The sequence below is a fragment of the Pseudomonas sp. LBUM1658 genome, assembly GCF_059716055.1.
This window is the reverse complement of the sequence record NZ_CP166798.1, coordinates 5,922,679-5,947,558: the sequence shown is the minus strand read 5'-3', so window position 1 is coordinate 5,947,558 and position 24,880 is coordinate 5,922,679. Positions and strand designations below refer to the sequence as shown.

The 24,880-nt window shown below is 59.6% G+C and carries 29 protein-coding genes and 1 pseudogene; 17 read left to right on the top strand and 13 right to left on the bottom strand.

What is annotated here, in order from left to right; all coding sequences use genetic code 11:
• Positions 1–240 precede the first annotated feature (240 nt).
• The 6 genes from hemA (at position 241) to ACA064_RS27495 (ending at position 5,609) form a co-directional block, all read left to right on the top strand.
• Positions 241–1,530 (top strand): glutamyl-tRNA reductase, encoded by a 1,290-nt coding sequence (gene hemA, locus ACA064_RS27520; protein WP_497670942.1) that lies wholly within the window; start codon positions 241–243, stop codon positions 1,528–1,530.
• Positions 1,527–2,609, top strand: a complete 1,083-nt coding sequence (gene prfA / locus ACA064_RS27515; RefSeq protein ID WP_497670941.1) for a peptide chain release factor 1 — start codon at positions 1,527–1,529, stop codon at positions 2,607–2,609. The genes hemA and prfA overlap by 4 nt, the downstream gene beginning before the upstream one ends.
• Positions 2,610–3,440, top strand: coding sequence for a peptide chain release factor N(5)-glutamine methyltransferase (gene prmC / locus ACA064_RS27510; RefSeq protein ID WP_497670940.1), 831 nt, complete (start codon positions 2,610–2,612; stop codon positions 3,438–3,440).
• Positions 3,434–4,189 carry a molybdopterin-synthase adenylyltransferase MoeB gene (locus ACA064_RS27505; RefSeq protein ID WP_497670939.1) on the top strand — a complete coding sequence of 252 codons (756 nt, stop codon included), beginning with the start codon at positions 3,434–3,436 and terminating at the stop codon, positions 4,187–4,189. Before prmC ends, ACA064_RS27505 begins: the two co-directional genes overlap by 7 nt.
• Positions 4,182–4,973 (top strand): glutamate racemase, encoded by a 792-nt coding sequence (gene murI / locus ACA064_RS27500; protein ID WP_497670938.1) that lies wholly within the window; start codon positions 4,182–4,184, stop codon positions 4,971–4,973. The genes ACA064_RS27505 and murI overlap by 8 nt, the downstream gene beginning before the upstream one ends.
• Before the next feature lie 117 nt (positions 4,974–5,090).
• The gene (locus tag ACA064_RS27495) at positions 5,091–5,609 is read left to right on the top strand and encodes an acyloxyacyl hydrolase (protein ID WP_497670937.1); all 519 of its coding nucleotides are present in this window, start codon (positions 5,091–5,093) and stop codon (positions 5,607–5,609) included.
• A 55-nt stretch (positions 5,610–5,664) separates the two neighbouring features.
• Here ACA064_RS27495 and ACA064_RS27490 read toward each other — a convergent pair whose 3' ends face one another.
• From ACA064_RS27490 to ACA064_RS27460, 7 genes and pseudogenes are all read right to left on the bottom strand, one after another.
• Positions 5,665–5,970: a YkgJ family cysteine cluster protein gene (locus tag ACA064_RS27490; RefSeq protein WP_497674344.1), complete on the bottom strand. Its 306-nt coding sequence runs from the start codon at positions 5,968–5,970 to the stop codon at positions 5,665–5,667.
• A gap of 97 nt (positions 5,971–6,067) precedes the next feature.
• Positions 6,068–6,772 carry an SDR family NAD(P)-dependent oxidoreductase gene (locus ACA064_RS27485; RefSeq protein ID WP_497670936.1) on the bottom strand — a complete coding sequence of 235 codons (705 nt, stop codon included), beginning with the start codon at positions 6,770–6,772 and terminating at the stop codon, positions 6,068–6,070.
• Between the two features lie 18 nt (positions 6,773–6,790).
• Positions 6,791–8,236: a deoxyribodipyrimidine photo-lyase gene (phrB, locus tag ACA064_RS27480; RefSeq protein ID WP_497670935.1), complete on the bottom strand. Its 1,446-nt coding sequence runs from the start codon at positions 8,234–8,236 to the stop codon at positions 6,791–6,793.
• A gap of 19 nt (positions 8,237–8,255) precedes the next feature.
• Positions 8,256–9,194 carry a MerR family transcriptional regulator gene (locus ACA064_RS27475; RefSeq protein ID WP_497670934.1) on the bottom strand — a complete coding sequence of 313 codons (939 nt, stop codon included), beginning with the start codon at positions 9,192–9,194 and terminating at the stop codon, positions 8,256–8,258.
• 3 nt (positions 9,195–9,197) lie between these two features.
• Positions 9,198–10,163, bottom strand: a complete 966-nt coding sequence (locus tag ACA064_RS27470) for a 2-thiouracil desulfurase family protein (RefSeq protein WP_497670933.1) — start codon at positions 10,161–10,163, stop codon at positions 9,198–9,200.
• Positions 10,164–10,293: 130 nt separating this feature from the next.
• Positions 10,294–10,362 (bottom strand): annotated as a pseudogene (locus tag ACA064_RS27465) (TIGR02450 family Trp-rich protein); the annotation flags it as partial.
• Complete coding sequence (locus ACA064_RS27460) at positions 10,359–11,345, bottom strand: NAD(P)/FAD-dependent oxidoreductase (RefSeq protein ID WP_497670932.1); 987 nt, start codon at positions 11,343–11,345, stop codon at positions 10,359–10,361. The gene ACA064_RS27460 and the pseudogene ACA064_RS27465, both read right to left, overlap by 4 nt.
• A gap of 209 nt (positions 11,346–11,554) precedes the next feature.
• Here ACA064_RS27460 and ACA064_RS27455 point away from each other — a divergent pair, with 209 nt between their 5' ends.
• A complete protein-coding gene (locus ACA064_RS27455; protein WP_497670931.1) occupies positions 11,555–12,457 on the top strand; it encodes a TIGR01777 family oxidoreductase in 903 nt (300 codons plus the stop codon).
• Between the two features lie 11 nt (positions 12,458–12,468).
• A complete protein-coding gene (gene hemH / locus ACA064_RS27450; protein ID WP_497670930.1) occupies positions 12,469–13,491 on the top strand; it encodes a ferrochelatase in 1,023 nt (340 codons plus the stop codon).
• Positions 13,492–13,652: 161 nt separating this feature from the next.
• Here the strand turns inward: hemH and ACA064_RS27445 are convergent, their stop codons facing one another.
• Complete coding sequence (locus ACA064_RS27445) at positions 13,653–14,927, bottom strand: uracil-xanthine permease family protein (protein ID WP_497670929.1); 1,275 nt, start codon at positions 14,925–14,927, stop codon at positions 13,653–13,655.
• 2 nt (positions 14,928–14,929) lie between these two features.
• Complete coding sequence (gene upp / locus ACA064_RS27440; RefSeq protein WP_497670928.1) at positions 14,930–15,568, bottom strand: uracil phosphoribosyltransferase; 639 nt, start codon at positions 15,566–15,568, stop codon at positions 14,930–14,932.
• Positions 15,569–15,733: 165 nt separating this feature from the next.
• Between upp and ACA064_RS27435 the strand changes: the two genes are divergently transcribed.
• From ACA064_RS27435 to ACA064_RS27420, 4 genes are all read left to right on the top strand, one after another.
• Positions 15,734–16,291: a hypoxanthine-guanine phosphoribosyltransferase gene (locus ACA064_RS27435; protein WP_497670927.1), complete on the top strand. Its 558-nt coding sequence runs from the start codon at positions 15,734–15,736 to the stop codon at positions 16,289–16,291.
• A gap of 3 nt (positions 16,292–16,294) precedes the next feature.
• The gene (locus ACA064_RS27430) at positions 16,295–16,768 is read left to right on the top strand and encodes a WbuC family cupin fold metalloprotein (RefSeq protein WP_497670926.1); all 474 of its coding nucleotides are present in this window, start codon (positions 16,295–16,297) and stop codon (positions 16,766–16,768) included.
• A 53-nt stretch (positions 16,769–16,821) separates the two neighbouring features.
• Positions 16,822–17,307 (top strand): hypothetical protein, encoded by a 486-nt coding sequence (locus ACA064_RS27425; RefSeq protein WP_497670925.1) that lies wholly within the window; start codon positions 16,822–16,824, stop codon positions 17,305–17,307.
• Between the two features lie 63 nt (positions 17,308–17,370).
• Complete coding sequence (locus ACA064_RS27420; protein ID WP_497670924.1) at positions 17,371–17,658, top strand: PA4642 family protein; 288 nt, start codon at positions 17,371–17,373, stop codon at positions 17,656–17,658.
• 168 nt (positions 17,659–17,826) lie between these two features.
• Here ACA064_RS27420 and mqo read toward each other — a convergent pair whose 3' ends face one another.
• Positions 17,827–19,335, bottom strand: a complete 1,509-nt coding sequence (gene mqo, locus ACA064_RS27415; RefSeq protein WP_497670923.1) for a malate dehydrogenase (quinone) — start codon at positions 19,333–19,335, stop codon at positions 17,827–17,829.
• Positions 19,336–20,077: 742 nt separating this feature from the next.
• Positions 20,078–20,311 carry a hypothetical protein gene (locus ACA064_RS27410; RefSeq protein ID WP_497670922.1) on the bottom strand — a complete coding sequence of 78 codons (234 nt, stop codon included), beginning with the start codon at positions 20,309–20,311 and terminating at the stop codon, positions 20,078–20,080.
• A 363-nt stretch (positions 20,312–20,674) separates the two neighbouring features.
• On the opposite strand from ACA064_RS27410, the gene ACA064_RS27405 reads away from it, so the two are divergent.
• Positions 20,675–21,259, top strand: a complete 585-nt coding sequence (locus tag ACA064_RS27405) for a YajG family lipoprotein (RefSeq protein ID WP_497670921.1) — start codon at positions 20,675–20,677, stop codon at positions 21,257–21,259.
• 126 nt (positions 21,260–21,385) lie between these two features.
• Here the strand turns inward: ACA064_RS27405 and ACA064_RS27400 are convergent, their stop codons facing one another.
• Positions 21,386–21,592, bottom strand: coding sequence for a hypothetical protein (locus ACA064_RS27400; protein WP_497670920.1), 207 nt, complete (start codon positions 21,590–21,592; stop codon positions 21,386–21,388).
• Between the two features lie 183 nt (positions 21,593–21,775).
• On the opposite strand from ACA064_RS27400, the gene ACA064_RS27395 reads away from it, so the two are divergent.
• Positions 21,776–22,063: a hypothetical protein gene (locus ACA064_RS27395; RefSeq protein ID WP_497674343.1), complete on the top strand. Its 288-nt coding sequence runs from the start codon at positions 21,776–21,778 to the stop codon at positions 22,061–22,063.
• Positions 22,064–22,288: 225 nt separating this feature from the next.
• On the opposite strand, the gene ACA064_RS27390 is transcribed toward ACA064_RS27395, so the two are convergent.
• Positions 22,289–23,452: a 1-acyl-sn-glycerol-3-phosphate acyltransferase gene (locus tag ACA064_RS27390; protein WP_497674342.1), complete on the bottom strand. Its 1,164-nt coding sequence runs from the start codon at positions 23,450–23,452 to the stop codon at positions 22,289–22,291.
• A gap of 143 nt (positions 23,453–23,595) precedes the next feature.
• Between ACA064_RS27390 and ACA064_RS27385 the strand changes: the two genes are divergently transcribed.
• From ACA064_RS27385 to ACA064_RS27375, 3 genes are read left to right on the top strand one after another with little or no spacing between them, the layout of a single operon-like run.
• Positions 23,596–23,778, top strand: a complete 183-nt coding sequence (locus ACA064_RS27385; RefSeq protein ID WP_129441317.1) for a CPXCG motif-containing cysteine-rich protein — start codon at positions 23,596–23,598, stop codon at positions 23,776–23,778.
• Between the two features lie 15 nt (positions 23,779–23,793).
• Positions 23,794–24,054, top strand: coding sequence for a putative signal transducing protein (locus ACA064_RS27380; RefSeq protein WP_497670919.1), 261 nt, complete (start codon positions 23,794–23,796; stop codon positions 24,052–24,054).
• A 36-nt stretch (positions 24,055–24,090) separates the two neighbouring features.
• Positions 24,091–24,711, top strand: coding sequence for an SOS response-associated peptidase (locus ACA064_RS27375; RefSeq protein ID WP_497670918.1), 621 nt, complete (start codon positions 24,091–24,093; stop codon positions 24,709–24,711).
• Positions 24,712–24,880 lie beyond the last annotated feature (169 nt).

The following is a 24,880-nucleotide window of genomic DNA, read 5'->3' as shown; positions in this document are numbered from 1 at the left end:
ACACAAGCCTTCGGTCAAACATAACCGGGCCAGGCAATTCATGTTGACGGACATTTGAATGCTTCTCGTAGGAGCAGTTGTTGCCTGCGATCTTTTGATCTTGCCCTTCAATGTGCCCGTAAACGCTGAAGGATCGCAGCCTTCGACGGCTTCTGCCGGGGGATTCGCTAAGGCAGTGGTTGTTCTGGATCTGGCGAAGTAGGACAATTGTCGGCTTCTCGATATCATCAGCGACCTTGAATGGCCTTCCTTGCACTCGGTATTAACCACAAGACTGCTTCAGTAGACGTCCGCGAGCGCGTGGCCTTTACCCCTGAGCAGTTGGTTGAGGCCTTGCAGCAGCTCTGCCGCCTCACCGACAGCCGCGAAGCTGCGATCCTCTCCACCTGCAATCGCAGTGAACTCTATATAGAACAGGATCACCTTTCGTCTGACTCCGTGCTGCGCTGGCTGGCCGATTATCACCATTTGAGTCTCGAAGAGCTGCGGGCCAGCGCTTATGTGCATGAAGATGATGCGGCAGTTCGTCACATGATGCGGGTGGCTTCGGGGCTGGACTCACTGGTGCTCGGCGAGCCGCAGATTCTCGGTCAAATGAAGTCGGCCTATGCCGTGGCTCGCGAGGCCGGCACCATCGGGCCGCTGCTCGGGCGCTTGTTCCAGGCCACGTTCAATGCGGCCAAACAGGTGCGCACCGACACCGCCATTGGTGAAAACCCGGTATCAGTGGCCTTTGCCGCCGTCAGCCTGGCCAAGCAGATTTTCAGTGACTTGCAACGCAGCCAGGCGCTGTTGATCGGTGCCGGCGAAACCATCACCCTGGTCGCCCGGCACCTGCATGAGCTGGGCGTCAGGCGCATAGTGGTGGCCAACCGGACCCTGGAGCGCGCGAGCATTCTGGCCGAGCAGTTCGGTGCCCACGCGGTGCTGCTCTCGGACATTCCGGCAGAACTGGTTCGCAGCGATATCGTCATCAGCTCCACCGCCAGCCAGTTGCCGATTCTCGGCAAGGGCGCGGTGGAGAGTGCATTGAAGCTGCGCAAGCACAAACCGATCTTCATGGTCGACATCGCTGTACCCCGCGATATCGAGCCGGAAGTCGGCGAACTGGACGACGTTTACCTGTACAGCGTCGACGATCTTCACGAAGTGGTCGCCGAAAACCTCAAGAGCCGTCAGGGCGCTGCACAAGCGGCTGAAGAGATGGTCTCCATCGGCGCCGACGACTTCATGGTGCGCCTGCGTGAACTGGCAGCGGTGGATGTGCTCAAGGCCTACCGCCAGCAGAGCGAACGCCTGCGTGATGAAGAGCTGCTCAAGGCCCAGCGCATGCTCGCCAATGGCGGCAACGCCGAAGACGTGCTGGTGCAATTGGCCCGCGGCCTGACCAATAAATTGCTGCATGCCCCGAGCGTGCAGTTGAAAAAGCTGACTGCCGAAGGCCGCCTCGATGCCCTGGCCATGGCCCAGGAACTTTTCGCCCTCGGTGAGGGCCCTTCGGATAGCTCTTCGGATAAAAAACCGCAATGAAAGCGTCACTGCTCAATAAGCTGGACATCCTCCAGGACCGTTTCGAGGAACTGACCGCCTTGCTCGGCGATGGCGAAGTCATTTCCGATCAGAACAAATTTCGTACCTATTCCAAGGAATACGCGGAAGTTGAACCGATTGTCAGTACCTATAGCCAGCTGCTCAAGGTCCAGGCCGACCTCGAAGGCGCCCAGGCGTTGCTCAAGGACAGCGATCCGGACATGCGTGAGATGGCCGTGGAGGAAGTGCGCGAAGCCAAGGAGCGGCTGATCGAGCTCGAAGGCGACCTGCAACGCATGTTGCTGCCCAAGGATCCCAACGACGGGCGCAACGTGTTCCTCGAGATTCGTGCCGGCACCGGTGGCGACGAGGCGGCGATTTTCTCCGGCGACCTGTTCCGCATGTATTCGCGCTACGCCGAGCGTCGCGGCTGGAAGGTGGAAATTCTCTCGGAGAACATCGGCGAGCACGGTGGCTATAAAGAAGTCATTGCCCGAGTCGAAGGCGACAACGTCTACGGCAAGCTGAAATTCGAATCCGGTGCCCATCGCGTGCAACGAGTTCCGGCCACTGAATCCCAAGGCCGTATCCACACCTCGGCTTGTACCGTGGCGGTACTGCCTGAGCCGGATGAACAGGAAGCGATCGAGATCAACTCGGCGGATCTGCGGGTCGATACCTATCGCTCCTCCGGTGCCGGTGGTCAGCACGTCAACAAGACCGATTCGGCGATCCGCATCACTCACCTTCCTTCGGGGATCGTGGTCGAGTGTCAGGAAGAACGTTCCCAGCACAAGAACCGCGCACGGGCCATGTCCTGGCTGTCGGCCAAGTTGAACGACCAGCAGACCAGCGCCGCGGCCAATGCCATCGCCAGCGAGCGCAAGTTGCTGGTGGGTTCGGGGGATCGCTCCGAGCGGATCCGCACCTATAACTTCGCCCAGGGTCGGGTGACTGATCACCGGGTCAACCTGACCCTGTATTCCCTCGATGAAATTCTCGCGGGTGGCGTCGATGCGGTAATCGAGCCATTGCTGGCCGAGTTTCAAGCGGATCAACTGGCAGCAATAGGTGAGTAAATGACGATTATTGCCAGCCTGTTGCGTGCCGCCGACCTGCCGGACTCACCCACGGCCCGCCTGGATGCCGAATTGTTGCTGGCGGCTGCGCTGGGCAAGTCCCGCAGCTTTCTGCACACCTGGCCAGAACGGATTGTCAGCAGCGAAGCCGCGCTGATCTTTGCCGGCTATTTGCAGCGCCGCCGCAGTGGCGAGCCGGTGGCTTACATCCTCGGTCAGCAAGGCTTCTGGAAGCTCGACCTGGAGGTCGCACCCCATACACTGATCCCGCGGCCGGACACCGAGCTGCTGGTGGAAGCCGCGCTGGAATTGTTACCGGCCACGCCAGCCAAGGTCCTCGATCTGGGCACCGGCAGCGGCGCGATCGCCCTGGCTCTGGCTAGCGAGCGTCCGGCCTGGCAGGTCACGGCGGTGGATCGGGTGCTCGAAGCCGTGGCCCTGGCCGAGCGCAACCGTCAGCGCCTGCATCTGCACAACGCGACGGTACTGAGCAGCCATTGGTTCAGCGCGTTGGCAGGTCATCGCTATCAGCTGATTATCAGTAACCCGCCGTACATTGCCGATGCCGACCCGCATCTGGCGGCAGGTGACGTGCGTTTCGAACCGGCCAGTGCGTTGGTGGCCGGTTCCGACGGGCTGGATGATCTGCGCTTGATCATCGCCCAGGCCCCGCAATACCTGGAGGCCGGCGGCTGGTTGATGCTCGAACACGGCTACACTCAGGCCGCTGCGGTGCGTGACCTGCTGCTGATCCAGGGTTTTGAACAAGTCCACAGTCGCCTGGACCTGGGCGGCCACGAACGCATCAGTCTGGGGCGCCTGCCGTGCTGAATGATCAAGAGCTGTTGCGCTATAGCCGGCAGATTCTGTTGCAGCATGTCGACATTGACGGCCAGCTGCGTCTGAAGAACAGCCGTGTGTTGATCGTCGGTCTTGGCGGGCTCGGTTCGCCAGTGGCCCTGTACCTGGCCGCGGCGGGGGTCGGCGAGCTGCATCTGGCGGATTTCGACACCGTCGACCTGACCAACCTGCAACGGCAGGTCATGCATGACACCAACAGCGTGGGCCTGAGCAAGGTCGACTCGGCGATTCATCGCCTGACCGCGATCAATCCCGAAATCCAGCTGATCGCCCATCGCGCCGCCCTCGATGAAGACTCTCTGGCCGCGGTCGTGGCCGCAGTCGATCTGGTGCTCGATTGTTCCGATAATTTCTCGACCCGCGAAGCGGTCAATGCCGCCTGTGTGCTGGCCGGCAAACCCTTGGTCAGCGGCGCGGCGATTCGCCTGGAAGGGCAGCTTTCTGTGTTTGATCCGCGCCGGTCCGAGAGTCCTTGCTACCACTGCCTGTACGGGCACGGCAGCGAAGCCGAACTGACCTGCAGCGAAGCCGGGGTGCTGGGGCCGCTGGTGGGGCTGGTCGGAAGCCTGCAAGCCCTGGAAGCGTTGAAATTGCTGGTCGGTTTTGGCGAGCCGCTGGTGGGCCGGTTGCTGTTGATCGATGCCTTGGGCACGCGTTTTCGCGAGTTGCGCGTCAAGCGCGATCCAGGCTGCAGCATCTGTGGACCCAAGCATGCGTGAAGCGCCGATTGGCGTGTTCGACTCCGGCGTCGGCGGGCTGTCGGTGCTGGGTGAAATCCAGCGTTTACTGCCTAATGAGTCGCTGTTGTACGTCGCCGATTGCGGCAATATTCCCTACGGTGAAAAGACCCCGGAGTTCATTCGCCAGCGCTGTAGCGTGATGGCCGAGTTCTTTGCACAGCAGGGCGCCAAGGCATTGGTGCTGGCCTGTAACACGGCAACGGTGGCGGGCGTTGCCGACTTGCGTCGCGATTACCCACAGTGGCCCATCGTCGGCATGGAGCCTGCGGTCAAACCGGCAGCCGCGGCGACCCGCAGTGGTGTGGTCGGGGTGCTGGCGACCACCGGGACCTTGCAGAGCGCCAAGTTTGCCGCCTTGCTCGACCGTTTTGCCACCGATGTGCGGGTCATCACTCAACCGTGCCCGGGGCTGGTTGAGCTGATTGAAACGGGTGACCTTCACAGTCCGGCGTTGCGCCAGTTACTGCACGGTTACCTCGAACCACTGCTGGCGGCAGGTTGCGACACTATCATTCTCGGCTGCACCCACTATCCCTTCCTCAAGCCGTTGCTCAAGCAGATGATCGCCGACGACATCAGCCTGATCGATACTGGCGCCGCCGTTGCCCGGCAACTTCAACGCTTGCTGGTCGAGCGTGAATTGCTCGCCCGTGGCCCATCCCGCCAAGCGCAATTCTGGACCAGTGCCAGCCCCGAGCATTTGCGAAATATCCTGCCTCTGCTATGGAGCGGGTCTGGCGTGGTGCAAGACTTCCTTTTGTAAAAAAACCTGAAAGAACGGCTCAAAAGCTCTGAACTTCTGCGTGAGTGGCGACTTCTATAGCTAGTCTGTTGAGTAGTACAAGAACAATACAAAAACGTTCGCGAAAGGATGTTTCTCATGAAGCGACTATTCTGTCTGGCCGCCATTGCGACCGTTATACTGGGGCACAGTTTTTCGGCACAGGCTGCGGGTGTCGAGTTCGCAGTGGGCCAGACTGGTGAGTCGACGATGACCTACCGCCTGGGTATGCAACTGGATTGGGATAAGAGTTGGCTACAGAGTAGTGTCGGCCGTCTGACGGGCTACTGGGACGGTGCCTACACCTTTTGGGATGGTGACAAAACCTCCAGTAATCACAGCCTGTCGATTTCGCCGGTATTTGTGTATGAGTTTGCCGGTGAAACCGTCAAACCTTATATCGAATTAGGGGTGGGCATTGCGCTGTTTGCCGAAACCGAGGTGGAGAACAATAACCTGGGGTCGGCCTTTCAGTTCGAAGATCGCATCGGTTTCGGCCTGCGCTTTGCCGGTGGGCATGAAGTCGGCGTTCGCGCGACTCACTACTCCAACGCCGGTCTCACCAGCCCCAACGACGGCATAGAGAGTTACGCGCTGCATTACACGATGGCGTTGTAAGCACTTAATGTGGGAGCAAGCTCGCTCCTGCATTAGTACTCGGGTAACTTCGCCTTCAGCAATACGCCGTCGCAATCCCCTGTCGTTCGTTGATGCATTCTGGCGCGCCCATCTCGAATTCCCGACAGATCAGCGGGCGTTTCTCGTAGATGGTGCACATCATGCTGTTGCGATCCAGCGCGGCGCACCAGCCGTCATCCAGGCGCAGCATGACTTCCCCACCCCAATCGTCCGTGTCGATAAAACGTTCGGGCACGCCGGTGTCGGTGATCAGCATGACTTCCAGTTGGCAGCAGCAGGCCGCGCACGTGGAGCAGGTGACGGCCGGTTCGGCGATCTCGATGAGGGGAATATTGATCATAGCCATGCAGTGTAAGGCAGTGAGCCACTGTTGTGTGAAAGGCCAGACGGACGCCGTCACGCGCTCCTGTGCTTGCCGATCACACTTCTCGCTGCGGCTACTTCGGCAGCGGCCAGAATCCGGCCATGCTCAATGCCGCAAAAGCGACTTTCGGCGGGCGACTGCGAATTTCCTCCAGGACATGCCTTGCGGCCAGTTCCAGCGGCCAGTTCTGCGGCATGGGTAGGTCATTTTCCTCGATTGATGGCGTATCGACGAACCCCGGGCTCAGTACGGTGATGTCAATGCCTTGCGGTGCCAGATCGATGCGCAGCGATTCGAACAGCGAGCGCAGGCCGGTATTGCAGGCGCCATTTTCGGCAGTTCGCGGCAGCTGCAGCCAGGTCACTGAGCTGGCGATGCCCACCAGATGCGGTTTGTTCCCGGCCCGTAACAGGGGCAGGGAGGCTTCGATGCAATAACTGCTGGCCAATAGATTGGTGCGCACCACATGTTCAATGATTGAGCTATCGAGTTGCCTGGCATCGACGTATTCACAAGTGCCGGCATTGAGGATCAGGCTGTCGAGCGAGCCCCAGGCCTCGCCGATGCGTTCACCAATCTCCCGCACCTGCTGGCTGTTGGTGAGGTCGCCGGGTACCAACAGCACTTGCCCCGGAAAACGCGTGGACAGCGCTTGCAGTGGCGCGACCGCGCGTGCACTGAGGGCAAGGTGCGCCCCTGACTTGAGCAATTCCTCAGCCAGCGCGGCACCGATTCCGCTGGCGGCGCCGGTCAGCCAGATACGGCGTGGACGACTCATCCCATTCTCCTTTCAAAATCACTCATGTCCGGCTCCCGCAGCCTGTCGCGACGGCAGGCTATTGAACGCGGCCAGTGCCCGTTGACGAGACTGGCCCAGATCGACCATCGGCGGTGGGTAGTCGGGCCCACCGAATAACCCACCCCTGGCAGCCGGGTGGTGGATATCTTTGTTGTTTTGCTCGGTCAGTTCCGGCAGCCAGTGCTTGATGAACAGCCCTTGCGCATCGAATTTTTCTGACTGGCTCAGCGGGTTGAAGATGCGGAAGTACGGCGCCGAATCGGTGCCGGTGGACGAACTCCATTGCCAGCCGCCGTTGTTCGCCGCCAGGTCGCCGTCGATCAAGTGGCGCATGAAGAAACGCTCGCCTTCGCGCCAGTCGATCAGCAGGTTCTTGGTCAGAAACATCGCCACCACCATGCGCAACCGGTTGTGCATCCAGCCGGTTTCCAGCAATTGGCGCATGGCTGCGTCGATGATCGGCAAGCCGGTCCGCCCCTGCTGCCAGGCGGCCAGCTCATCAGGGGCATGGCGCCAGGCCAGGGCTTCGGTTTCCGGGCGAAATGCGCGGTGCCGGGAAACTCTTGGGTAACCCACCAGAATATGTTTATAGAACTCCCGCCAGAGCAGTTCGTTGATCCAGGTCACGGTGCCTTCATTACCGCTTTCAAATTCACCCTGATTGCTTTGCAAGGCGGCGTGCAAGCACTGGCGTGGCGAGATGATCCCGGCGGCCAGATACGCGGACAACTGGCTGGTGCCAGGTTTGGCCGGAAAGTCTCGCTCGGTTTTGTAGTAGTCGATCTGCTGTTCGGCAAAACGCTCGAGGCGGCGCCGAGCCTCGGTTTCACCCGCAGGCCAGAGCTGGCGCAACGTCTCGTTGGGAGACGCGAAGCCTGCTACCTGGGATGGCACCGGATCGCTGCTGATGTTTAGCGACAACTGGACGTTGGGTGCGCCGATCAGTCGTGGTAGCGCACTGTGCAGGCGGGCGTAGCAGACTTTACGGAACTGGCTGAAGACCTGGAAATAGCTGCCGGTCTTGCTCAGCACGCTGCCGGGCTGGAACAGCAATTGATCGAGGTAGCTGTGAAAGCTGATGCCATGGGCGTGCAGTACTTTATCGACGGCCACATCTCGCTGGCTTTCATGAACGCCGTATTCCTCGTTGGCGTGAACCGCTTCGATCCCCTGTTGCCGGCATAGATCGAGTATTACCTGCGGCATCTGGTCCCAGGTACTGGCATGGCGAATCAGCAAGGGGATATTCAATTCACCAAGGGCGTTGCTCAATTCACGTAGATTGCGCAGCCAGAAGTCGACCTTGCACGGAGCGTCGTCATGGGCCAGCCATTGCTTCGGGCTCAACACATACACCGCTACCGTCGGGCCACTCGCCGCCGCGGCCGAGAGGGCAGTGTTGTCATGTACGCGCAGATCGCTGCGCAGCCAGATCAAGTGCATGGTCATTCCAGAAAAAACCTTAAATAAGCCCACGTTGAACCAGTCCCTGGTGAGCCGACAAAGGATCTTCGGCCAGGAACAAGTCAGCTATTCCTGCGGTTTTCACGGACAGCTCGGGATAGTGAATGCACACCGTTGGTCCGGCAATGATTTTTGGGCATCTGACGCTATTCAGAAGTTTCATCAGCTGGCTCAAATTTATCGCTTTGCTCGAATAAAGCAGTACGCCACGGGCTTGCAGGTGATCGACGGCCAACGCCAGTTCCCCTGCGGGCAGGGGCCAGTCGAAGACTTCCACGGGACAATCGGCGTTGCTCACCAGCCAGGCGGTTAGCCACAGATGAGGCTCCAGCGGCAGGTCCGAGTGGTTGATCAACAGCAGCGGCGCTGTGCGTAACTGGCGATTGTTATGGTAGATCCGCGCGCCGAACTTGCTACGCAGCCAGGAATAAAAAAACACCCGTTCCATTTGCATGCCGAACTGGCCCTGCCAGCGCTGCTCGAGGTCGGCCAGCAGCGGTATCAGCAGTTGTTCGCACAAGGTTCGCGGCGGGTAGAGTGACATCGCCTGGTTGAAGGCGTCGTCGATCTGGCGTTCGGCCAACTGGCTGATCGCCTGCAGCAGGCTTCGGCGCAAGGTCTGCCAATCGTTTTCGGCAGGTTCGACGGATGCCTGTGGCGTGTCCAGCAGCTGCTTGACCTGACTGACCGCCACACCGCGGTTGAGCCAGGTGAGGATCATCAAGATGCGCTGCACATGTTCGCTGGAGAACAACCGGTGCCCTTTGGGTGTGCGTTGCGGCACGATCAAGCCATAGCGACGCTCCCAGGCCCGCAAGGTGACCGCATTGACACCGGTCTGACGGGCGACTTCGCGAATCGGCAGCCAGCTGTCTTCCAGCGCCTGTTGGTAGCCGGCGCCGGGTTCATCGTTGGCGGGAGTGTCGGGCTTGGTCATGGGCTAGATCGCATTGCGCAGGCTGAGGTTTTCCGGGTGCGGTTGCAGGTACACCTGCTGTGCGACATACGGATCGGGGTGCAGTCGCAGATGGTGTTTGAACAGCGTCAAGGGCACCACCAATGGCACGATGCCGCGAAGGTACTGGCGGATGACCTGTTGCATTTCCTGCTTGTCTTCAGCGCTGATGGTTTGCTTGAGGTAGCCGCTGAGGTGGTGCAGCACATTGGTGTGGGTGCGGCGGGTGGCGCATTTTTTCAGCGCCGTCATCAGCTCGCTGAAATACCGTGGGCCGAGCACGCTGGGGTCGGACTTGCCCATGTTACCGAGCAAATTGCCCAGGGTTTTGTATTGCACCGGGTTATGGGCCATGAGCAGATATTTGTAGCGAGAGTGAAATTCGATCAGTCGGCGGCGGCTCAAGCCTTCCTTGAGCAACTGCTGCCAGGCGGCATAGACGAAAACCCGAGTCAGGAAGTTTTCCCGCAGTACCGGATCATTCAGGCGGCCGTCTTCTTCTACCGGCAGGTCGGGATGCAGCGCGCAAAACGTCTGGGCATAGATCCCACGACCACCGTGATCAATCGGCATGCCGTTGTCCCCATAGACCTTTACCCGGTGCAGGCCGCAGGAAGGCGACTTCTGCATGAAGATGTAGCCGCAGATGTCGTGCAATTCGCCGGCCATTTTTGCCGCGTAATCAGCCAAGGTTTGGGTGACATTGAGCTGGTGGTGAACCGTGCCAATGGCCTGTGGGTGCTGAGGATCACCCACCAGACGGATAGGCTCGCGGGGAATACCGAGGCCGATAGCGACTTCCGGGCAGACCGCGATGCAGTCGAAATAATCCGTAAGGGTGCGACTGCACAGCTGCGATTGCTTGTGCCCGCCGTTGTAGCGGACTTCGGCGCCCATCAGGCACGCGCTGACAGCGATTTTCGGTCGGGCCGCAGTAACGTCACAGGGCATGGGGAACCTCTGATCCAGGTCTGTACAGACTCGTTTATCCGTACAACTTAATTCATCATAGATTCAAAGGTGTACAAGTCAAACTATTTGTATAGGTTTTCAGGGGGCGCCAGAAAATGTTTTTCGCGGTTTCGCGGTTTCGCGGATGGGCTGCTGTCCATTTCGACAGCAGCAATTTGATCGGGTTGATGCGATTCACTGCAGGTGTTCATGCAAGCGGCGGGCGGCTTCCTGGCCGCTGAGCCAGGCCCCTTCGACGCGTCCGGACAGGCACCAGTCGCCACACACATACAGGCCCAGATCGGCATCGGCCAAGGCGCCCCATTCATGCGTGCCGGCCGGCCGGGCATAGAGCCAGCGGTGGGCAAGACTGAAGGTCGGAGCGGGCATGGCACTGTGCAGCAACTCGGCGAAAGCGCCGTGCAGTTGCTCGATGACGGCCTCTTTCGGCAGGTCGATATGCTGCCGGCTCCAGCTGCTGGTAGCGTGCAGCACCCAGGTGTCCAGGGTGGTGTCGCGCCCCGGCTTACTGCGGTTGCGAGCCAGCCAGTCGAGTGGGCTGTCCTGCACGAAGCAGCCCTCCATCGGGGTATCCAGCGGTGTTTCGAAGGCCAGGGCGACGGCCCAGGTCGGCTCCATTTTCACGCTGGCAGCGGCACCCGCCAGTTTTGGCGCGGCCGCCAGCAGGGCGGTGGCCTGAGGGGCTGGAGTGGCGATCACTACATGGCTGAATGGGCCGTGGGTGAAGCCTTCGGCATCTTGCAGATGCCAATGCTGCTCGCCACGGTAGACCTCGGTGATACGGCAGCCGAAATGCACTTCCAGGTCGCCGATCAGGGCGCGAGTGATGGCGCTCATGCGTGGCGTACCGACCCAGCGAGTCTGCTCGTCCGGGGAAAGGGTCAGCTGGCCGCCGTGGAAGTTATAGAGTAGCGGAGTCCATTCGGCGACCCAGCCCCTGGCTTGCCAGCGCTGGACTTCGGTGACGAAGCGGCGGTCACGCGCGGTGAAGTACTGCGCCCCCAAGTCCAGCACGCCAGCGTCACTGCGCTTGCTCGACATGCGTCCGCCGCTGCCATGACTTTTATCGAACAGTTGTACCTCATGCCCGAGGTCGCGAAGTGCCTGGGCGGCTGAAAGACCGGCGATGCCGGTGCCGATGATTGCGATAGGTACAGTCATAGGGGCCTCGTTTACCTTCTGTACAGACTACGCCGTGGTTGAAACCTGTACAATATTGTTTTTTGGTATAGCTTTTTGCGTGGGCGGTCTTGCAAGCTGTTCCAGGTAGGTTGTCCTATTGTTAACCATAGAGCCTGCCCGATTGAAAAGATCCCTGCTTATAAAAATAGACTAATGGACAGGGTAAAACGCCACGCGAGGAAGTCGTCATGCACATATTGCTGACCGGCGGTACTGGTTTGATAGGACGTCAGCTCTGCCGACACTGGTTGACTCAAGGTCATCGCTTGACTGTATGGAGTCGTCGACCGGATCAGGTGGCAAAACTTTGCGGTGCCCAGGTCCGCGGAATCGGAAGTCTTGAGGCGTTCGGCGCCGAGCCGCTGGATGCGGTGATCAACCTTGCCGGTGCACCGATTGCCAGTCGGCCCTGGACCCACAAGCGCAAGACTTTGCTCTGGAGCAGCCGGATCAGCCTGACTGAAACCCTGCTCGCCTGGCTTGGTAGCCGCGAACAAAAACCACAGCTGCTGATTTCCGGTTCGGCGGTGGGCTGGTACGGCGATGGTGGCGAGCGTGAGCTGACCGAGGAATCGCCGCCGATCAATGAAGATTTCGCCAGCCAGTTGTGTATTGCCTGGGAGGAGACCGCGCAACGCGCCGAGGCCATGGGCATTCGCGTGGTGCTGATTCGCACCGGGCTGGTGCTGGCCGCCGAGGGCGGCTTTTTGTCGCGGCTGTTAATTCCCTTCAAGCTCGGGCTGGGCGGGCCTATCGGCAATGGTCGGCAATGGATGCCGTGGATACATATCAAGGATCAAATCGGCCTGATTGATTTTCTTCTGAATCAGAAAGACGCCCGCGGTCCTTATAATGCCTGCGCGCCCAAGCCGGTACGCAATCGCGAGTTTGCCCAAACCCTGGGCAGCGTGTTGCACCGACCGGCGATAGTGCCAATCCCGACCCTGGTTTTACGGGTTGCCCTTGGTGAGTTGTCTCTGTTGTTGCTGGGTGGCCAGCGGGCCACGCCGACGCGGTTGTTGGCGGCGGGTTTTATTTTTCAGTTCACTGATTTACGTGCGGCCCTGGACGATTTATCCAGCCGCCTTTGAAAGGACGTTGCATGACCGATCACGCGTTGCTCCTGGTCAATCTGGGTTCGCCGGCCTCCACCTCGGTGGCTGACGTGCGCAGCTACCTCAATCAATTTCTGATGGACCCTTACGTCATCGACCTGCCATGGCCGGTGCGGCGTTTGCTGGTCTCGCTTATTCTGATCAAGCGCCCTGAGCAGTCGGCCCATGCCTACGCGTCGATCTGGTGGGAGGAGGGCTCGCCGCTGGTGGTCCTCAGCCAGCGCCTGCAACAGGCGATGACCGAGCAATGGACTCAGGGCCCGGTGGAGTTGGCAATGCGTTACGGCGAGCCGTCGATTGAGACGACGCTCACCCGTCTGGCCGCCCTAGGCCACAAGAAAATTACCCTGGCGCCGCTTTACCCGCAGTTTGCCGACAGCACCGTGACCACGGTGATCGAAGAGGCCCGGCGGGTGGTTCGGGAAAAAAAGCTGGATATTCAGTTCTCGATACTGCAGCCGTTCTACGACCAGCCGGAATACCTGGACGCGCTAGTGGCCAGTGCCAAGCCGCATCTGCAGCAGGATTTCGATCACCTGCTGCTGAGTTTCCATGGCCTGCCGGAACGGCATCTGAAGAAGCTCAATCCCGGGCACAGTTTCGAAGGCGGGGGCGATTGCTGCCGCGATGCTCCGCCAGAGGTCGTCGCGACCTGTTATCGCGGCCAGTGCCTGCGCACGGCCCGGGCCTTTGCCGAGCGCCTGGGGTTGCCTGAGGATAAGTGGTCAGTGTCGTTCCAGTCGCGGCTGGGCCGGGCGAAATGGATCGAACCCTACACCGAAGCGCGGCTTGAGGACCTCGCAGCCCAAGGCGTGAAGAAGATTCTGGTGATGTGCCCGGCATTCGTCGCCGATTGCATCGAGACCCTGGAAGAGATTGGCGATCGCGGGCGTGAGCAGTTTCGCGAAGCAGGGGGCGAGGAGCTGGTGCTGGTGCCCTGTCTGAATGACCACCCTGAATGGGCAGTGGCGCTGAATGCGCTGTGCGAGCGGGCGCCGAGAGCCTTGTAAATGCAGACCTGTGGCGAGGGGGCTTGCCCCCGCTCGGCTGCGCAGCAGTCGTAAAACCAGTGGTTGCGGTGTGCCTGACGAAATGTGATTGCAGGTTTTAGGGCCGCTTCGCGACCCAGCGGGGGCAAGCCCCCTCGCCACAGGGGACCTGCTTGTGTCGGTTACAGCAACGACTCATCCGCCTTCTTGTGCTTCCAGCTGTCATTGCCGGGCAACAGCAGATTCAACCCGATCGCCACCACCGCGCACAAGGCGATGCCTTTGAGGCCGAAGTCATCCGGGCCGGTTCCGGTACCCACCAGCACGCCACCAATCCCGAACACCAGGGTCACCGACACAATCACCAGATTGCGCGCTTCGCCCAGATCGATTTTATGGCGAATCATGGTGTTCATCCCCACCGCGGCGATCGAGCCGAACAACAAGCAGAGAATCCCTCCCATCACCGGCACTGGAATGCTCTGCAGCAGTGCACCGAACTTGCCGACAAACGCCAGGCTGATGGCGAAAATCGCCGCCCAGGTCATGATTTTCGGATTGTAGTTCTTGGTCAGCATCACCGCGCCAGTCACTTCGGCATAGGTGGTGTTGGGTGGGCCGCCGAGGAGCCCGGCGGCGGTGGTGGCGATGCCATCACCGAACAGGGTGCGGTGCAGGCCGGGTTTCTTCAGGTAATCACGCCCGGTCACGCTACCGACCGCGATCACTCCGCCGATATGTTCGATGGCCGGCGCCAGCGCCACCGGAACGATAAACAGAATCGCCTGCCAGTTGAACTCCGGAGCGGTAAAGTGCGGCAGCGCAAACCATGGCGCAGCGGCAATCTTCGCGGTATCGACCACACCGAAGAAGAACGCCATGCCGAAGCCCACCAGCACGCCGGAGATGATCGGCACCAGGCGGAAAATCCCTTTGCCGAAGACTGCGACGATCAAGGTAGTCAGCAACGCCGGCATCGAGATCAGCATGGCGGTCTGGTAGGGGATCAGCTCAGTGCCGTCGCCGGCCTTGCCCATCGCCATGTTGGCGGCAATCGGTGCCATGGCCAGGCCGATGGAGATAATCACCGGCCCGATCACCACGGGTGGCAGCAGGCGGTCGATGAATCCGGTGCCCTTGATCTTCACCGCTACACCCAGAAAGGTATAAACGAAACCCGCCGCCATCACCCCGCCCATGGTCGCGGCGAGGCCGAACTGGCCTTTGGCGAGAATGATCGGGGTAATGAAGGCAAAGCTCGAAGCCAGGAACACCGGCACCTGACGCCCGGTGACCAGTTGAAACAGCAGAGTCCCCAGGCCCGCCGTGAACAGCGCGACGTTGGGGTCGAGGCCGGTAATCAGCGGCATCAACACCAACGCGCCAAACGCCACGAACAGCATCTGTGCACCCGATAAAATCGTGCGCCAGAGCGGGTCGTTGAACTCGTTCTGCATGCTCACGCGTCCTTCTGCTTGGTACCGAAAATCTTGTCGCCGGCATCACCCAGGCCAGGAATGATGTAACCGTGTTCGTTCAGGCGCTCATCGATGGACGCGGTGTAGATAGTCACGTCGGGGTGAGCTTTGTCGACGGCAGCGATGCCTTCGGGAGCGGCAACCAGCACCATGGCGCAGATATCCTTGCAGCCGGCCTTTTTCAGCAAATCAATGGTGGCGACCATCGAACCGCCGGTGGCGAGCATCGGATCGATGATCATTGCCAGGCGTTCGTCGATTTCCGGAACCAGTTTCTCCAGGTAGGTATGGGCTTCCAGGGTTTCCTCGTTGCGGGCTACGCCCACGGCGCTGACCTTGGCGCCCGGAATCAGGCTGAGAACACCTTCAAGCATGCCGATACCGGCGCGCAGGATCGGCACCACGGTAATTTTCTTGCCAGCGATCTTTTCAACGGACACGGTACCGGCCCAACCCTCGATGTCGTAACTCTCGAGCGGCAGGTCTTTAGTTGCCTCGTAGGTGAGCAGGGCACCGACTTCCTGAGCGAGCTCACGGAAGTTCTTCGTGCTAATGTCGGCGCGGCGCATAAGGCCGAGCTTGTGGCGGATCAGCGGATGGCGGATCTCACGGATGGGCATAGGGAATGGCTCCGGCGGCGGGCAAAAAAACCGGCCTAGATTAATCTATCCGAGGGTGTTGTCCTATAGACATGCTGTACGTTAGTCCACAAAGGCTTGATCTCGCTGCGCCGGATGCGTACCTTTGCCCGCTTTTCCGAATCCGCCACCCCCCTGGAGAGCGCCATGTCCGCTGATCTCGAGCATATCCGTCAAATCATGCGAGAGGCTGACTGCCTGTACACCGAAGCTGAAGTCGAGGCGGCCATCGCCCGTGTCGGTGCACAAATCAACGATCAACTGGCCGAGCGCAATCCAGTGGTTTTCTGTGTGATGAACGGCGGTCTGATTTTCACCGGCAAACTGCTGACCCACCTGAATTTCCCATTGGAAGCGTCCTACCTGCACGCGACCCGCTACCGCAATGAAACCAGCGGCGGCGACCTGTTCTGGAAAGCCAAGCCGGAGGTCTCGTTCATCGACCGTGATGTACTGATCATCGACGACATCCTCGACGAAGGTCATACCCTGGGGGCGATCGTCGACTTCTGCAGACATGCCGGCGCCAGCGCAGTGCACACCGCTGTACTGATCGACAAGGATCACGACCGCAAGGCTCGTCCTGACCTGAAAGCAGACTTCGTCGGCCTGCCTTGCATCGACCGCTATATCTTCGGTTACGGCATGGACTACAAAGGCTACTGGCGCAATGCGAACGGCATTTTCGCCGTCAAAGGAATGTAAGAAATGGCAACCCCGAGCTTTCTCGACCAATCATTATTCAGCGAACTGGCCGAGAAAGCCGCGGCCAACCCGCGTGGCCGGCAGCATCACAACTTCCACCAGATGGAAGAGCCGTGCCACCGGATGGCGGTGGGGCTGCAACCCTCGACCTACATCCCGCCCCATCGGCACCTGAGTGCCGACAAGGCCGAAACCCTGCTGGTCCTCAAGGGCCGCCTCGGCCTGCTGATTTTCGACGAGTCGGGTCAGGTATTGAGCAAGCGCGTGCTGCAGGCAGGCGGCGATTGCCTGGGCGTGGACTTGCCGCCGGGTGTGTTCCACGGCCTGGTAGTGCTGGAAGCCGACAGCCTGATGTTCGAATGCAAATCCGGACCTTACCGACCGGTGGGCGAAGGCGAGCTGGCGCATTGGGCGCCGCGCGAAGGCGAAGCGGGCGTGGTCGAGTATCAGGCCTGGATGCGCGCGCAGTTCGATTGATTGCTGCGCTGTGCCCCATGCTAGAGTGCTCGGCCATGTGTCCGGAGCCCGCCATGAGCCTTTTGATTCGCAGTTGCGCCGCTGTGTTGATGGCACTCTGCCTGCCGCTGCAGGCCGCGCCAGCGCCGATGCACGCGCAGTTCCTGCCACCAGACGATCTAACCCTACGGGATGCCCAACCTGAGCACCAGCAGCTGCTGCAGGTCACCGAATACTCGGTAGTGGTCGGCAGTCAGCGTCAATCCAATCAGCAGCCGATCCCGGTGACTTCACCCGTGTTGATCCGCTTGAAGGGCAAGCCGCTGAACAAGGGTGCGGCAATCAATCAGGTGCTGGTTAATTTCGATGGCGAAAGCAAAAGCCTGAAAAAGCCGGTGTTCGACGAAAAGACCAAGACCTTGACCCTGTATTACCCGATGGCCCAGTACCGGGTAATCATCGATCTACTGCGCAATGACACGGTCTATTGCCAGTTCCTCAGCTACGCCAACGGGCATGTCTGGGCCGATCTGCACACCGGGGCCGTACGCGCGCGTTGAGCACAGAGGCTGGCGGGGGGTAAACTGCCCGCCCCGTGAAACGTCTGCGAGCTGGAGTCGGCAATGCGTAAAGATAAGAAACAAGTGATTGGTGACGAGATCGGCGATGCGCAGATCAAATTGTTCCTCGATTTCGAACCGGTTGACGCCACATCGCCGTCCCTGCACAAACTGATCAAGGCCTACCGTGGCCTGCGTATCGACGATTTCGAGCGCTTTCTGGGGTTCTTTGTCGAAGCTGGTTACGACCTGAATGGCAAGGATGAGCATGGCAAGGATTTCGTTGCGTTGATCCAGGATCAGCGTCATGCCGATGAGTACATCGAGTTGATCCAGAAAGCTCGGGGCTGACAGAAGCAAGATCAAAAGATCGCAGCCTGCGGCAGCTCCTACAGGGGATCGGCGAACCGAGGATGAACGCGCTCGGCATAGGAGCTGCCGCAGGCTGCGATCTTTTAGACGAGATAAAAAAACGCCCCGCTCTCAAGGAGAACGGGGCGTTTTTTATGCGCCAAGACTTCAAGCGTAGCTTTCGGTCTCGTTGCTTTGCTCAACCAGTTCCAGGCTGAGGTTGTTTTGCGTGCTGATTTTACGGTACAGCGCAGCGTCGGTTTCCAGGACCTTTTCCCGAGCCGGGAAGATTTCCTGGAGTTTGGTCGCCCAAACGCCTTTGGTTTTTTCCGGGAAGCAACGTTCGATCAGCTCGAGCATGATCGAAACGGTGACCGATGCGCCCGGCGAAGCACCGAGCAGGGCGGCCAGCGAACCGTCCTTGGCTGCCACCAGTTCGGTACCGAACTGCAGAACGCCGCCTTTCTTCGGATCCTTCTTGATGATCTGCACGCGCTGACCAGCCACTTCCAGACGCCAGTCTTCAGCTTTGGCTTGCGGGTAGAAGCGACGCAGGGACTCCAGACGTTGTTCCATCGACTGCATCACTTCGCTGACCAGGTACTTGGTCAGGTCCATGTTGTTTTTGGCCACGGCCAGCATCGGGCCGATGTTGCCGGCGCGAACCGACATCGGCAGGTCCATGAACGAGCCGTGCTTGAGGAACTTGGTGGTGAAGCCGGCATAAGGTCCGAACAGCAGGGACTTCTTGCCATCGACGACACGGGTGTCCAGGTGCGGCACCGACATCGGTGGCGAACCCACTGCAGCCTGGCTGTACACCTTGGCCTGGTGGTGCTTGACCACTTCCGGGTTGTCGCAACGCAGCCATTGGCCACTGATCGGGAAGCCGCCGAAGCCTTTGCTTTCTTCGATGCCCGAGGCTTGCAGCAATGGCAGCGCAGCCCCGCCGGCGCCGAGGAAGACGAACTTGGCGTCGACGTCGCGGGAGTTGCCGGTATTCACGTCCTTGATGCTGACGGTCCAGCCGCCGTTGTTACGTTTGAGGCCGGTGACACGCTTGCAGTACTTGACCTGGGCATCGGGTGCGCTGGCCAGGTGATGGAGCAACTGGTTGGTCAGGTTGCCGAAGTTGACGTCGGTCCCATTGATCACGCGGGTGGCGGCGACGATTTCGTCAGCCGGACGCCCAGGCATCATCAATGGCATCCATTCCGCCATTTTTGCCTTGTCTTCGGTGTATTCCATGTCCGCGAAGGCGTGATGCTTGTGCAGCTTCTCGAAGCGCTTTTTCAGGAACGAAACCCCGTCCTCACCCTGCACGAAGCTCAGGTGCGGCACCGGGCTGATAAAGGTTTTCGAAGAGCCGAAGGTGCTTTTTTTGGTCAGGTAGGACCAAAACTGCTTCGACACCTCGAACTGGGTGTTGATGTGCACGGCTTTCTTGATATCGACGGAGCCGTCCGCGGCCTGTGGCGTGTAGTTCAGCTCACACAGCCCGGCGTGACCGGTACCGGCGTTATTCCACGGATTGGAACTCTCCGCGGCACCCGAATCCATTAGCTCGACGACTTCCAGCTTGATTGCGGGGTCGAGCTCTTTGAGCAGTACAGCGAGGGTGGCACTCATGATGCCCGCCCCAACCAATACCACGTCGACTGCTTCGTTATGCGCCATTTAACGCGTCTCCAAAATCTGCAGCACCAAATTGACGGCATAGCTGCCAGGAGTTACGGGGCATGCTTCAAATAAAGCCCCAGGTCACCCATGGCCAGGATCGCCATGTCCGAATCTTCGCAATTTTTTGCAACTTCGACGGACGCTACCAACCGGCCTAAAGTTCGTATGAACTCACTTTAGCGCGCCGCAGGCAATTCGACTTATGGTCAAGGCGTCCGTTTTTGTGCAACCAAATCCGTAGCGGACAGGCTTCAGGCTCCAGTTCTTGAGGAGTGCTCGGTCCTGTGTAATTGGGCTGTTGTAGACGCTAATAGTGCATTTTCAGACGCAAAACTATTCATTTGCTCGCCACACTCTTGTGAAGTTGTCAAAACCCGTTTTTTCACGCTCTTTTGAAGACGTGAACCTCAAAAAGGGCTGCCTCAGCCTGGCACCGGGCCCGAGGATTAATGCCGTCATGGGATGTATGACAGGCAAAACGGGCAAACAACTCAGTGCCGAGCGCAATGGCAGCTCTGGCAGATTCGCGAAAAGTGGTGGTTTGCAGGATAAACAGCAAGCGCGCCAGCTTCACTCGATCTGTGTGGGCGGCTCTCTGTGGGCAATGCGGGGGAGCTAATGCAAGCGCATTAGCGATGCTGCGAGGCCCGATCAGGAGACGTCCTTATAATCGGGGGAAGATTGTAGCGAAGAAACGCACAGAAATGGTCTTGTTAAATGACTTTTATTAGCCGTTTGGTCAGACGGTCAACGCGAAATGCGCTCCCGAGCGGGGAATGCGCGGGCTGATCCGGGCGTTGGCAGGCAGTGGTCGCTGCAACCAATTGAGGCGAATTTCCTCGATTTCGACCCAGCCGTCGCCGATCGGCGGCAGGCTGCAGTGCTTGAATGCTTGGCAGCAACCTTTGCGGTCGAGCAAGGCAAAGCTGCGGTATTGCCGGCGTGGAGTGAAAAAGGACCGGAGAAAGCGCATGACGGAGTACCTGCTGGTGACTGAGTCAAAGGTTGCCAGCCAGGCATGACAAAGCGATGTAAAAGCTGTGACGGCTGTGTGACAGGAACCCGCCTGCAGTGCCCGGGTCAGACATTTGAGCAAGTGTTGCGTAAGGGTAGTGGCCTGTGTGGCTAGTTCTGTTAGTCAACTTCGGCGCCAGAAGCCCATATCCTGCGTTGCTGTTCCTCGCCATAGCGGGCTATGACTCGTCACAGCGCCTTGGCTATGGACTTCTGGCATCCGAATTTGAGCTAACGAACTAGCCGTACAGGCCACTAGTTCGCAGCACTGGCCCACCGCTATACTGCGCGCCTGTTTGTGCCTGATTCTGGAGAGATGAGCATGTTGCAACGCCTGTTGTTCGGTTTGATCACTGTAACCAGCTTGACGCTGGTCGGCTGCGCCCACAGCCCGCAACAACTCAGCCCGCAACCGAAACTCATGGCCCAACTCGCGCCTGTGGGCCAGGGCCAGCCGGTGGTGGTGAAAGTGGTTGACGGTCGTCCGTCGCCAACCCTGGGGACCCGTGGCGGTCTGTACCCTGAAACCAGCGCCATCAGCGTCGCCAGCGCCGACATCGTGCCCAAGCTGCAAGCCCAGGCCGAAGCGGCCGTGCGCCTGCTGGGTTTCACCCCAAGCGCGAATGCGCTGAATGCCCCGCAGGTCACCGTGACCCTGGTCGAACTGAAGTATCAGTCGCCTAAACAAGGCATGTACGTGACCGAAGCGACTATCGGCGCGACCTTCCGCTCCGATGTGTCGAACGCCAACCGTCGCTACAGCGGTCGTTACGGCGCGTCCCTGGACCAGCGCTTCGGCATGGCGCCGAACCAGGAAACCAACACCAAGCTGGTCAGCGACGTGTTGAGCGATGCCCTGACCCGGCTGTTCAAGGACCCGACCATCGGTCAGATCCTGAGCCAATAATATTGGCTCTGTGTAGGAGCTGCCGAAGGCTGCGATCTTTTGATCTTCGCCCTTGTCGGCATGCTGCTCAAACTGAAAAAGCCCGGCTTCATCACTGAAACCGGGCTTTTTCATGACTGACTGAATTCAGGCAGCTTCGACATAGAAATCGAGCATGCTAACCCCGGTCAGCAAGTCAGTCTCCGGCAGATCGGCATGTTGATGGCCACCGAGGGCGCAATACACCAGCCAATGGCGGTCCTGGACGTTGAAGGCCAAGCCTCCGATCAGAGCTTCTTGCTCATCGCAGGGGGAGATCAGATAAAGGCGATCCTGGTTTTCTGCATGCAGCATGACAAACTCCGTGTCGGTCTCGAGGGGCAACAGACTGGCTTGTTTAGATGACGAAAGCGTGACCGGGTAAATTAATCGGCGAATAGCGCGCACTTTGGTCGAATAGGGCGGGGCATGCGTCAGGGCTTTCGGTAGAATCCGCGCCGCGGGTGCCCCTATGGCATGTCTTACTCGAGGTTGATGATGTCGCTGCAACTGATCTGGTCCATGTTCAACGCCCATCCGGCGAAACTGATTAACGTCCTCGCCTTGTTGTTTGCCTGCCCTGGTGGTTGGCTGCTGCACGCGACCCGTCGTCGAGAGCAACGCGCCCTGGCCAGCATCGAGGCGCAAAGCCAGAGTCGCAATACCGACCAGCCCATCCTGCTGCTGGACGTTGCGACCTTGCGCAAGAACCGGTTTTTCTACTGCTTCGGCTTCGCCTGCCTGGGCTTGGCGCTGCTGGTGTCGTGGGTCAGTACCTGGATCTGAGCCGACCTTCCGTGGCGAGGGAGCTTGCTCCCGCTGGGTCGCGAAGCGGCCCCAAAGCCTGCCACCACGATTATTTAGATAAAACGCAGCAGTCGGTTTTACGACTGCTTCGCAGCCGAGCGGGAGCAAGCTCCCTCGCCACAGGGGTATCCACCAGGCTGAAGACTCGCGCTCCAGAAACCAAAACGGCGCCCAAGGGCGCCGTTGTCGTATTCAGTCATCGCCTCAACGCAGCAACCCAGCCTTCACCAAATACTGATTGCGTACCGGTGTTGCATATTGCTTGACCATAAACGGACGGTGCTCGACCGGACAGGCGTCCAGGCGTTGTTGCCATTCTTCCTGGGCCTTGGCCAATTCCTCGGCAGGGAACAGGTCGGCGGCGGGCGGCACCTGCAATTGCGGGTCGGCGTCGCTCCACTGTGCGTAAGCCAGGTAGTGCACCGGGAACAACCGATAGCCACCGAGAATCTGCCGGTCCATTTCGATCGCCAATTGCTTGGTGTCGTCGAACAGTTCGGTGATCGGTGCAGCGAAATTCACGTGCACGCGGCCTTTATAGCCAGTGATCCCTTTGGCGATGCTGACGTCGTCCTCGCCCGGCACCTTGCAGTAAGTGCCAGTGGTGGCGCGGATGTACAGTTCGCGAGCCTTGGCCTGATCGCAGGGGTCGTATTCGTAGCTGATCGACACGGGGGTCAGGTTCAGCGAACGGATGACCTCGCCGAACGGCTCGTTCTTGCGGCTCATGTGGAACATCTTGAGGATCGCCGACTCGGTGCGGTCGTCTCCATCCTTGGCGCGGCCCTCGGCCTGGGCGATCCAGATCGACTGGCAATCGTTGCGGATCGAGTGACTGATGTAGGCCGAAAGCAGTTGATAGGCGGCCATCTTCTCGCGGCGACCGCTGATGGAGCGGTGCACGATAAAGCTCTTGTTCAGGCGCATCAGGTCGCTGACAAAAGGTTTTTGCAACAGGTTGTCGCCAATGGCGATGCGCGGGGTCGGCAGGCCGGCGTGGTAGATGGCATAGTTGACGAAGGCCGGGTCCATCACAATATCCCGGTGATTGGCCAGGAACAGGTAGGCGCTGCCAGACTTGAATTGCTCGACGCCGGTGTAGGTCACGCCGTCGGTTGCGCGCTCGATCGTGTGGTCGACGTAAAACTCGACCTTGTCCTGCAGGGTGGCCACCGAAGTGATACCGGCGAACTCACGACGCAGCCGATGAGCTATAAGTGGTTTGAGCATCCAGCCGAGGGCGCCGGCAAAGCGCGGGAAGCGGAAGTGGGTGAGGATATCTAGAAACGCCTTGTCGCCGAGCAGCCGTGCCAGCACTGCCGGGACTTCGCTGTCGTCGTAAGGTCGGATGGCATCGAATTCGCCCATCATGCTCTCTTGTTGGAAACGGCTAGGGTAAGTAAAGGTTTGGATCAAAAAGTAGCCGGGCGCGGTCTGAAAAGTAAGCTCAAACAAAAATAGCCCTGCAAATAGACCGGCGATTATACGCACAAGTCACTCGGGAGACCGCGATGCTGGAAACCGAACGCTACGAATGCCCATATTGCGGCGAGGAGGCAGAAGCCGTACTGGACCTGTCCGGTGGTGATCAGACCTACATCGAAGATTGTCCGGTGTGTTGTCGTCCCATCACCTTTGTGCTGCAAACAGACGGTCATGAATGGTTGCTCGAGGTTCACAGCGAGAACGAGTGAAGGGGGAAGGCCTGTATGCAGCGAATCTACGAACCGGAAAACTTGATGGAAGGCGAGCTGCTGCAGGGCATGCTCGCCAGCGAAGGCGTGGAAGCGCATCTGGTGGGTGGCGATCTGCTGGGTGGTGCTGGTGAGCTGCCGGTGTTCGGTCTGTTGGGCTTGTCGGTGGATAACGATCAGGCGCAATACGCACGGGAGCTGATCGCCGCGTACAATGCCGCGCTGCCGTTGCCGGGGGAAGAACCGGAAAGCTTTTCTGGCGTTCTGGTCTGTTAGGCTGGCGTTTGTTTTGTTCTAGAGTCGTGTTGCCCCATGTGTGGACGTTATGCCCTGTTTCGTTGGAACCCCGCTTTCGCAGCCCTGCCAGGATTCCCCGCGGATCAGCAGGCGCAGTGGAATATTTCACCCAACGATTCGGTGCTGATCCTGCGCGCGACCGACGGTCAGCGTAACCTGGCTCGCGCCCGTTGGGGTCTGACACCGCCGTGGCTGACCGATATGTCACGGACCCCGGCTCACGCCCGGGCGGAAACCCTGGCCGAGCAGCCGATGTTTCGCGAAGCCTTTCGTTTGCGCCGCTGCCTGTTGCCGGCCAATGGCTTCTACGAATGGCGCGGCACCACCCGCAAGCGCCCGTACTGGCTGACTCCGGGAGAGGGCTCGGCACTGTTCTTCGCGGCGATCTGGGAGGCTTACCCGGTGCAGGAGCAGGTCTGGCTGAGTACCGCAGTGGTCACCCAAGCAGCTTCAAGCCAGCGCCGGCCGCTGATTCTCGATGCCGCGGGCCAGGAAGCCTGGCTGAACCCGGAAACTCCCTTGCACAGCTTGCAGGCGTTACTCGCCAGCGAGCCGGCGCCTTTGCGCGAGCGGGTGCTGGCCAACCTGGTGAACGATCCGAAGCTCAATGCGCCGGAGTGTTTGACTCCGGGTTGAGTCGAACCGATTCACCCCTGCAATTGCAGGTGTACGCAATACCCGAGCTGCCGCAGGCTGCGATCTTTTGGGGGCGCCCCGTGCCTGACTGACTGGCATTCAGATGGATCTGGGTGGAGGTTTTCCTGGGTGAATCTGAAATTCAGCTGTTACACGTCCGTTGCATCTG

What these genes read in the sequence shown, in the direction of transcription:
- phrB (WP_497670935.1), bottom strand. Translation starts at nt 8,236, where the DNA reads ATGCACTTGATCTGGCTGCGCAGCGATCTGCGCGTACATGACAACACT.
- ACA064_RS27430 (WP_497670926.1), top strand. Translation starts at nt 16,295, where the DNA reads ATGGCAACCCCGAGCTTTCTCGACCAATCATTATTCAGCGAACTGGCC.
- ACA064_RS27405 (WP_497670921.1), top strand. Translation starts at nt 20,675, where the DNA reads ATGTTGCAACGCCTGTTGTTCGGTTTGATCACTGTAACCAGCTTGACG.
- hemA (WP_497670942.1), top strand. Translation starts at nt 241, where the DNA reads ATGGCCTTCCTTGCACTCGGTATTAACCACAAGACTGCTTCAGTAGAC.
- ACA064_RS27420 (WP_497670924.1), top strand. Translation starts at nt 17,371, where the DNA reads ATGCGTAAAGATAAGAAACAAGTGATTGGTGACGAGATCGGCGATGCG.
- hemH (WP_497670930.1), top strand. Translation starts at nt 12,469, where the DNA reads ATGACCGATCACGCGTTGCTCCTGGTCAATCTGGGTTCGCCGGCCTCC.
- ACA064_RS27380 (WP_497670919.1), top strand. Translation starts at nt 23,794, where the DNA reads ATGCAGCGAATCTACGAACCGGAAAACTTGATGGAAGGCGAGCTGCTG.
- upp (WP_497670928.1), bottom strand. Translation starts at nt 15,568, where the DNA reads ATGCCCATCCGTGAGATCCGCCATCCGCTGATCCGCCACAAGCTCGGC.
- ACA064_RS27390 (WP_497674342.1), bottom strand. Translation starts at nt 23,452, where the DNA reads ATGGGCGAATTCGATGCCATCCGACCTTACGACGACAGCGAAGTCCCG.
- mqo (WP_497670923.1), bottom strand. Translation starts at nt 19,335, where the DNA reads ATGGCGCATAACGAAGCAGTCGACGTGGTATTGGTTGGGGCGGGCATC.
- ACA064_RS27485 (WP_497670936.1), bottom strand. Translation starts at nt 6,772, where the DNA reads ATGAGTCGTCCACGCCGTATCTGGCTGACCGGCGCCGCCAGCGGAATC.
- ACA064_RS27375 (WP_497670918.1), top strand. Translation starts at nt 24,091, where the DNA reads ATGTGTGGACGTTATGCCCTGTTTCGTTGGAACCCCGCTTTCGCAGCC.
- ACA064_RS27425 (WP_497670925.1), top strand. Translation starts at nt 16,822, where the DNA reads ATGAGCCTTTTGATTCGCAGTTGCGCCGCTGTGTTGATGGCACTCTGC.
- prmC (WP_497670940.1), top strand. Translation starts at nt 2,610, where the DNA reads ATGACGATTATTGCCAGCCTGTTGCGTGCCGCCGACCTGCCGGACTCA.
- ACA064_RS27475 (WP_497670934.1), bottom strand. Translation starts at nt 9,194, where the DNA reads ATGACCAAGCCCGACACTCCCGCCAACGATGAACCCGGCGCCGGCTAC.
- ACA064_RS27435 (WP_497670927.1), top strand. Translation starts at nt 15,734, where the DNA reads ATGTCCGCTGATCTCGAGCATATCCGTCAAATCATGCGAGAGGCTGAC.
- murI (WP_497670938.1), top strand. Translation starts at nt 4,182, where the DNA reads ATGCGTGAAGCGCCGATTGGCGTGTTCGACTCCGGCGTCGGCGGGCTG.
- ACA064_RS27455 (WP_497670931.1), top strand. Translation starts at nt 11,555, where the DNA reads ATGCACATATTGCTGACCGGCGGTACTGGTTTGATAGGACGTCAGCTC.
- ACA064_RS27460 (WP_497670932.1), bottom strand. Translation starts at nt 11,345, where the DNA reads ATGACTGTACCTATCGCAATCATCGGCACCGGCATCGCCGGTCTTTCA.
- ACA064_RS27445 (WP_497670929.1), bottom strand. Translation starts at nt 14,927, where the DNA reads ATGCAGAACGAGTTCAACGACCCGCTCTGGCGCACGATTTTATCGGGT.
- ACA064_RS27470 (WP_497670933.1), bottom strand. Translation starts at nt 10,163, where the DNA reads ATGCCCTGTGACGTTACTGCGGCCCGACCGAAAATCGCTGTCAGCGCG.
- ACA064_RS27385 (WP_129441317.1), top strand. Translation starts at nt 23,596, where the DNA reads ATGCTGGAAACCGAACGCTACGAATGCCCATATTGCGGCGAGGAGGCA.
- ACA064_RS27400 (WP_497670920.1), bottom strand. Translation starts at nt 21,592, where the DNA reads ATGCTGCATGCAGAAAACCAGGATCGCCTTTATCTGATCTCCCCCTGC.
- ACA064_RS27495 (WP_497670937.1), top strand. Translation starts at nt 5,091, where the DNA reads ATGAAGCGACTATTCTGTCTGGCCGCCATTGCGACCGTTATACTGGGG.
- ACA064_RS27490 (WP_497674344.1), bottom strand. Translation starts at nt 5,970, where the DNA reads ATGATCAATATTCCCCTCATCGAGATCGCCGAACCGGCCGTCACCTGC.
- ACA064_RS27410 (WP_497670922.1), bottom strand. Translation starts at nt 20,311, where the DNA reads ATGCGCTTTCTCCGGTCCTTTTTCACTCCACGCCGGCAATACCGCAGC.
- prfA (WP_497670941.1), top strand. Translation starts at nt 1,527, where the DNA reads ATGAAAGCGTCACTGCTCAATAAGCTGGACATCCTCCAGGACCGTTTC.
- ACA064_RS27395 (WP_497674343.1), top strand. Translation starts at nt 21,776, where the DNA reads ATGTCGCTGCAACTGATCTGGTCCATGTTCAACGCCCATCCGGCGAAA.